Below are 6884 nucleotides of genomic sequence, written 5' to 3'. Positions count from 1 at the left end.
CCGCTGGACGCAGCGGATCCGCAACGACGTGGAGAGGATCTGATCTGGGTTGGGCCGCGGAACAGCGGCGAGCGTCTTTGGCGCTACATACAGACGTTCATGCTGAAGGGAATGGATGCTGTGCAAGCCCCCGATATGCCGAATGATTGGATGCACAAAGGCCGCAACCCAGAGCAAGGGTTCAACTGGCTGGCGGAGTGCCTGTGCTATTGGCCCGTCTTTCCTGCGGAGTGGAAGAGCGACGTCGGCCAGGTCAGGCGCGAAAACGGCATCGGACCGGAGCAACCGCTGAGCTGGCCTGCCAAGTTGCCCTAGCCCATGGAAGACATTGTTTTTCGCAGAGGCGTCAGCGCGGGCTGAGTTGGGTGCGAAGCCAAATGAAGATTTGGAAACAATCCCCCCAAATCCATGCACCCTGAGTAGCATCACCACCGTCGAATCCAGTCGCTGCCGAGCGGGGATCGCCCCATTTTTAAACGCACCAACATGGCCCAATTGTTCCGTCTTGCCGCTGCCCCGATCTTCGCCGCGCTGATCGCCAGCCCGGTACTGGGCGGTGACGACGCGCCACTCCAGGTGTCGTACCGTCAGGTGCTGACCGAGTACTTCAAGGACGCACCCAGCGCTGCCAAGAAGTACGATGGTCATCGCCTCGAGTTCAAGGGGCAGGTGTACCCGCTGTCCGACGACAGTTTGAACACGCTGGCCGTTACCGAAGACCTCAAGGTTGGCGCCCCGTTTCAGGATGACCAGCGCGACGCGTTGAAGGCCATGTTCCCTGACAACAAACTCTCGGCGTACAAGCCCAGCAAGGACATCACGCTGGATTGCCTGAACCGGCAGTTCGTTGGCCTGACGCTTGCCCTGACCGATTGCCGCGTCGCCAAGCCCTGAACGTTCACCCGCATTGCATCCTCGCTTCTGACCATGGCTTCTCTTCCGTTCGAACAACTGCTGGCCCCGCTGCCAGGCGCCCAACCTTGCGGCGAAGACATGCTCTTCTCCGCCGAATTCGACAGCATTCAAGAGTCGCGCCGCTTTGATGACCCATCGCTCGACCAGGGCGAGTGGGTGACCGAGATCAAGGAGGCCGACTGGCGCGCCGTCATCACCGAGAGTACGTCGCTGCTGCAGAACCGCACGAAGGATCTGCGGCTGCTCGCGTGGCTGACCGAAGCCCTGTCGAAGGAGCGCGGTTTTGCGGGCCTGCGCGAGGGCTATGAGCTGATCTCCGGCCTGTGCGAGCAGTACTGGGAGCACATCTACCCGCTGCCCGAGGCCGACGACCCTGAGGCCCGCATGGGCAGCATGGCGTGGCTGGCTGCGCGCTCGAGCCAACTGATCCGCGAAGTGCCGCTGGTGGATGCATCCAAGGGCGGCTACAGCCTCGTTGACTGGGAAGTTGCGAGCAGCTTGGTCGAGTCGATCCGCCGTGATCCGGATCAGGCCGATGAGCTCGCGCGCGGCAAGGTCACGCAGGAACAATTCGAGGCAGCCAAGAGGGCGACGTCACCGGCGTTCTACAAGACGCTGCATGACGATGTGGTGGGTTGCGGGGCTGCGTTGCTGCGGTTGCAATCTGTGCTCGATGGGCGCGCCGGGGACCATGCCCCGAGCTTCCGTGCGGCTCGCGAGACGTTGCAGACGGTGCGTGCGCTGGTCGAGCGCTTTGGTGGCAAGCCCCCCGAGCCCAAGCCGGCTCCGGTGGAGGCCAAGGCAACCCAGCAAGCTGCCGGGCAGGCTGCAACGGAAGCGGTTGTCGCGACTGTCGTGGGCCCGATCCGCTCGCGCGCACAAGCGCTGGATCAGTTGCGTGAAGTGGCGGAGTTCTTCCGCCAGACCGAGCCGCACAGCCCGGTGGCGTATCTCGCTGCGCGCGCCGCCAAGTGGGGCGACATGCCACTGCATGCCTGGCTGCGCACGGTGGTCAAGGACGACGCGACGTTGTCACAGATTGAAGAGTTGCTGGGTTTGGGCGATCCGTCGCCGGATAGCGCGGGCTGATCTTCGGTATGGGCCCCAACCAGGCACGATGTCTGGCGTGGGGTCTATGCAGATGCAAACCTCGTCAACTGCTCGAACAACCGCCGCACCCACTCGATCCGCAACTGCTGGAACCGCAGCTACTCGAGCTACCACTGCTTGAGCTGCAATTACTCGACGTGTCGCTCCCAGAGCCTCCGGAGCTGGCTGGCATTCCCGGCCCGCCCATCATCGATCGGTATCCGGCCCAGGCCGTGCCGGTCAACACGCTGGTACCGCCCAACGCCGTCATCCAGAGCAGGTCGGTCTTCGACCAACTGGCATCGGACGTCTGTTGGCCGCGCCGACGGTAAGCATCGAGCGCGGCGTCGGCTGTCGCAGTCGGTCCGGCGCTACCGACGCCGACCAGTCGTGCGGTCAACCACCAGTACGCGACTGCGAACGACGCCATTTCGATCAGCAGCCACATCACCGGACGATCTCGGGCCAGGCCAACAAATACCTTCGTCACGCCGAGCCCGAGTACCAACAGCGCAATCGCCCACGCAGCCATCGTCGTCGCTCGCATGGAGCCGGACGTCCACATCCATCCCTGACTTTGCAGCCGCGCTGTCATGTCGGAGGCTTCGTTGACGAGTCGATCCCGAAAGCTCGGCCACGTTGAGCGGTGCTGCTTCTGTCGGGTCAGCCACGTCCACGTGTTTGCGTGGCGCTCGGGCGTTTGCTCTACGTTCGCGACCACGTATGTGTGGCGATTGCGGCCTTTCTTCGCTGGATAGGCAATGCGGATTGCGCCCGCGTCGAGTAGCGCGAGTGTTGCGACCTGGGCCATTCGCGAAGCATCGCCAGTCATGAGGGCAGCCTCGTCAGGCGCGAGCGTGTGCGGCGCGCTGCCTTGTGCCACGCCCAGCGGGCGACGCTTGTATGTGAACTGGTGCAGGCCCCGGATCGACAGACAAGCCATCACGCACACGCCCAGATAGAACGCGAGAAAGCGCGGTCCTGGATAGTCCAGCACACCGACATCCGGCGCGGCATACGTGGTGATGGCGATGAGGGCGACACCGATCACGAGCCACGCGAGCGGCATGATCCGGCGAGTGGTCGAGACGTGAGGTGGCGAGGCTATATTGCTCGGACGCCATGCTTGGTCATCCGCCTCTTGCTCCGCCATGCCCTCCGGCGTCGGCCAGACATCGGGAGGCGGTTCTACGCCGAACGTACTCCGGTAGCTGTCGAGCGTTTGCTGGTAGTGGCGCGCGTAGGTGTCCTCTTCATCCGGCGCACCGATGCCCGGCGCATGGTGGAGCGGAGCGCGCAGTACTTCCGCGCAGAACACCGTCCAATAGTCCTTTGAGTACTGCAGGTGTAGATGCCATGCGGCATCGATCGCCTCTGATGGCGTGACTGGGTGCCCGGCATACACCGCCAGATAGGCGAAACGCTTGTACTCCTCGATGACGGTCAGCGTAAACAGAGACGACCATCCCTCGGCTTCTGCCAGGCGGCGGCTGAATGGCATCGGAGCGTCAGGCGCATCGAGCGAATACTGGCTCAGCCGATGCAGGCAGGCGTCGCGATCGGTGTCGGTCAGGGTGGCCTGGGGCGCGGATGCGGGATCGGGGGAGGTGGAGAGAGGGGCCGATGTCATAGGTGGCTGATCAATCGCAGTGTGTGCGCGTTGGTTGCGCTCCTTGGCGGTCCGGGCGTTTCTTCACCCATTGTTGGTGGGTTGGGATGATTCGCTGCCCGACCACGCGGGCTGACGGGCGCCAGACTAGTCTTGTTTCTGCTGTTCCAGCGCGCGGCAAACGTCGCGCTCGCAGCGGCCGAAGTCAAAGCTTCGCAAGCGCAGGTGGCGCTCGCCGTATTCTCCGGCGATCATCATTTCCGGGATGGAGCGCAGGGGGGCCGCCATCAGGCGCATCAGCGTCTGGGAGACCACCAGGAGCACCATCGGCGCCAGGCAGAAGAGCCCCATCATGATCCCAGTGATGGAGATGGCCTCTGCGAAACCGAACTCACCCCCTGCAAAAATCAGCATGACCACGATCATCAGGACGCTGAAATAGACGAGAAGGCCGATTGCCTCGCTAAAGCCCGGCCTCCTGTTTGACAGTACCGCCTCCAGAGGCTCGGGCAAGTTTCGTGGGCGCTTCGCGACATAGACAGTCTGCGGCTCGCGACGGCCTGATAAACGCAGGCCCCATGCCGAGAACACATCGTTGTCCCACCAGCCGGCAGCAAGCACGTGCATGCCGTTAAGGCCCGCAAAATAGGGCGCATTGGACGAAACCCGACGGCCCGTGACTTGGTATTCACAGAAGTGGATGACCCGATCGTCCGTCAGCGTGATGACGACAGGCGTCACGCGGTAGTAGGTCTCCCGCGAGATATCGTCGTCGGTGTAGTCATGCGCATTCCGTGCGTCGGAAGCGACGGTCCATCCCATCGCCTCATAGGCATTGAATGCCGCGTTATCTACCTGTACGGAACGAATGATGCCGCTGACGATCGCGACAGGCGCCCCCTGCCGTCGATTGGCAAGCCAATGCTCAAGCTGCTGCCAAGCCCATACCAGATGACACCAAAGCCACCAGATGCGCTCCTTCAACGGAGAAAACTGCGTGATGCGCTCGGGTAGCCTCGCGGCGGGGTCGCAGTACTCAAGCCGGATCTGGGGGGCGGCACGCCATTCGCCAGCCGGCTGTCGTGGGGCGGCAGACGACGGTTCACGCAACCGTGCCCGTCGGCGCGCATCCTGCTGCGTCACTGACTCGCCCGAAACTCAATCCGCCGATTGCGTGAACGCCCTTCATCCGTGTTGTTGGCCGCCACAGGCTGATCCGGTCCCACGCCAATCGCTGTCAACGTGCCTTGCTCGGCACCCTTGGCAATCAGGTAGTTCTTCACCGTTTCCGCACGCGCCTGGCTCAGGTTGAGGTTCATCGCGCGGCTGCCCGAGTTGTCGGTGTGGCCGACGATCTCGATCTTGCGGCCGTTCAGGCGCGGCAGCACGGTGTACATCTCATCCAGAATCGCACGGCCCTTGGGCGTGAGCGTGGCGCTGCCGGTTTCAAACTCGATGATGCGGTTGGCCAGCGTCTTGTCCAGCAGGCCCTGTTCGGACACCGCCGCCACGCGCAGACCGTTCTTGATCGTGTAGCTCTGACCCAGCGTGGTGGCCATGTCGCTGGTGATCTGCTGGCGCTGCGCCTCGTTGCCCACATCGCCGTGCAGCGAGACCTGTGTGCCGTCGACGTTGAGTTGGCCGCGGTTGACCTGCTTGATGGCCGGCGACAGGATCTTCTGCACATTGGCCGACCAGTTGGGCGGCGACACCACGTTGCCCACCTCGATCTGGTCCAGCACGTTGGCGCTGCCGTACAGCTCGCGCAGCTTGGCCAGCACACTGGCCTTGGTGGCCTCGTCGGGCACCGTACCACCGGCGACGACCTGGCCCGGGTTCGGTGTGGCTGCGGTCACCGTTGCGGCAGCCGGCGGCTGGTCGCCAGGGGCAGCGAAGGCGAGGCGGGACAGCGCGGCGAGGCACACCATCAGGATCGCTGCTGGCCGGAAGCCACGCTTGATTGCATCCAGACCCATGTTCATTCTCCGATGAAGACTTCGCGGAAGGTGTCGACCGCCACGCGCAGCGAAAGCTGCGGTTGATCCAGGTAACTCACGAACTTGGCCAAGCCGTACTCTCCGCTCACGTGCTGGTCGACCCATTCCGGATCGTCGATGTTGATGTTCTGCTCGGCATACGCCAGCGGCGACATCACGCTATGCAGCGTGCGCGACGATGCGCCGTTGAAGCCGATGACCAGGCGCTCTGCGCCGTTGATCTCGCCCAGGAACAGCGAGAGTTCAAAGTCTGCGCGCTGCAGGAAGCGCGACACCAGTTCCAGCCAGAAACTCGCCACCAGACTGCGGTACAGCGGGTCGGCCGGCAGGGGCAGGGTGAGCCCTTTCTCCAGGCGCGATGAGCCGTTGGCCATGACCGGCTGCAGCAGCGTGCCGAGTGCGAGCAGCGTGCGGCGCAGGCGGATGTTGTGGCCTTCGGTGCGCAGCATCTGCTCGAGCCCCGAGACGGTCTGGAAGTCGATGAAATCCGAAAAGCTGGCGTCGTAGGCCTGCGTGCCGTTGTCGGTTTCCACGCTGTGCTGCCCCTCGGCCAGCAGGCGCAGGCCCTCGGTGGCATCCGAGGCCTGACCGAGCGAGATCATCTGCTGGCCGGCGCGCGTCCACAGACGAGCCAGTGCGATCGGGCTGCGCGCGATGAAGCTGATGGGGCGATCCACCTCCATCGCAGCCGCCGTCAGAAACGGAAAGCGGCGCGAAGACAGGTCGCTGCTGGCCATCAGCGTACCGGCAATCGCCAGCCGGCTCTGCGAGCCCAGGAAGGCGAATTGCACCGGCTTCCAGGTGTCGTAGGTGGTCTTCCAGTCCGGCGCTTCGGCCAGCAGTTCCATGCCTTGCGCCAGCCAGCGGTCAAGCGTGTCGAGCAACTGGACGTTGTTGGCGCTTTTGACAAAGTCGCCACGCGATGGAAGCTTGCCGAAGTATGAAAGCTGCAACTGCGTCAGGCTCATTGTGCCGTCCCCCCTTGCTCTTCCGTAACGGCGGACCGGGTTGCGGCCTGCGTCTGAGCAGGGGCCGGTGTGCGGCCCGCCGGCGGCGAGCCGGCTGGGGCGGGCGGGGTGGAGGTGTTCAGCGGCGCGTTCATGTCGGCAATCGACGTCGGCAGGCGCAGGCCGCGCAGGCCCTGGCCTTGCGGCGAGTCAGAAGCCGTGGTGCCGCCGGTCTGCGGGCTGCTGATGATGCGCAGACTGATGGCAACCGTCAGGCCGTCCTTCGTCCACGACAGATCGAAGGCGCCGTCCGGGCGACGCTTGCGC

At 64.0% G+C, this 6884-nt stretch carries 7 protein-coding genes and 1 pseudogene; 3 read left to right on the top strand and 5 right to left on the bottom strand.

Features of this window, described 5'->3' with window-relative positions; genetic code table 11:
- The 3 genes and pseudogenes from JHD73_RS25655 to tssA form a co-directional block, all read left to right on the top strand.
- Positions 1-315 (top strand): annotated as a pseudogene (locus JHD73_RS25655) (MFS transporter); the annotation flags it as partial.
- A 171-nt stretch (positions 316-486) separates the two neighbouring features.
- Complete coding sequence (locus JHD73_RS25650; protein WP_233177151.1) at positions 487-894, top strand: hypothetical protein; 408 nt, start codon at positions 487-489, stop codon at positions 892-894.
- Between the two features lie 33 nt (positions 895-927).
- Entirely contained in the window at positions 928-2004 is a 1077-nt protein-coding gene (gene tssA, locus JHD73_RS25645) for a type VI secretion system protein TssA (protein WP_199032982.1), read from the top strand.
- Between the two features lie 64 nt (positions 2005-2068).
- Here tssA and JHD73_RS25640 read toward each other — a convergent pair whose 3' ends face one another.
- The 5 genes from JHD73_RS25640 to JHD73_RS25620 all read right to left on the bottom strand — a co-directional run.
- The gene (locus tag JHD73_RS25640) at positions 2069-3634 is read right to left on the bottom strand and encodes a TIGR04222 domain-containing membrane protein (protein WP_199032981.1); all 1566 of its coding nucleotides are present in this window, start codon (positions 3632-3634) and stop codon (positions 2069-2071) included.
- A gap of 126 nt (positions 3635-3760) precedes the next feature.
- Positions 3761-4597: a hypothetical protein gene (locus JHD73_RS25635; RefSeq protein ID WP_199032980.1), complete on the bottom strand. Its 837-nt coding sequence runs from the start codon at positions 4595-4597 to the stop codon at positions 3761-3763.
- A gap of 155 nt (positions 4598-4752) precedes the next feature.
- A complete protein-coding gene (locus JHD73_RS25630) occupies positions 4753-5589 on the bottom strand; it encodes an OmpA family protein (protein ID WP_199032979.1) in 837 nt (278 codons plus the stop codon).
- 2 nt (positions 5590-5591) lie between these two features.
- Positions 5592-6578: a type VI secretion system-associated protein TagF gene (gene tagF / locus JHD73_RS25625; protein ID WP_199032978.1), complete on the bottom strand. Its 987-nt coding sequence runs from the start codon at positions 6576-6578 to the stop codon at positions 5592-5594.
- Positions 6575-6884, bottom strand: a 310-nt coding sequence (locus JHD73_RS25620) for a hypothetical protein (RefSeq protein ID WP_199032977.1), incomplete at its 5' end; no start/stop codon positions are given. The genes tagF and JHD73_RS25620, both read right to left, overlap by 4 nt.

Source organism: Ralstonia sp. ASV6, from assembly GCF_016429285.1.
GTDB classification, from domain to species: Bacteria; Pseudomonadota; Gammaproteobacteria; order Burkholderiales; family Burkholderiaceae; genus Ralstonia; species Ralstonia flaminis.
Note: the sequence above shows the minus strand (reverse complement) of the source record. Positions and strands in the feature narration are given on the sequence as shown.

What these genes read in the sequence shown, in the direction of transcription:
- JHD73_RS25650 (WP_233177151.1), top strand. Translation starts at nt 487, where the DNA reads ATGGCCCAATTGTTCCGTCTTGCCGCTGCCCCGATCTTCGCCGCGCTG.
- tssA (WP_199032982.1), top strand. Translation starts at nt 928, where the DNA reads ATGGCTTCTCTTCCGTTCGAACAACTGCTGGCCCCGCTGCCAGGCGCC.
- JHD73_RS25640 (WP_199032981.1), bottom strand. Translation starts at nt 3,634, where the DNA reads ATGACATCGGCCCCTCTCTCCACCTCCCCCGATCCCGCATCCGCGCCC.
- JHD73_RS25630 (WP_199032979.1), bottom strand. Translation starts at nt 5,589, where the DNA reads ATGGGTCTGGATGCAATCAAGCGTGGCTTCCGGCCAGCAGCGATCCTG.
- tagF (WP_199032978.1), bottom strand. Translation starts at nt 6,578, where the DNA reads ATGAGCCTGACGCAGTTGCAGCTTTCATACTTCGGCAAGCTTCCATCG.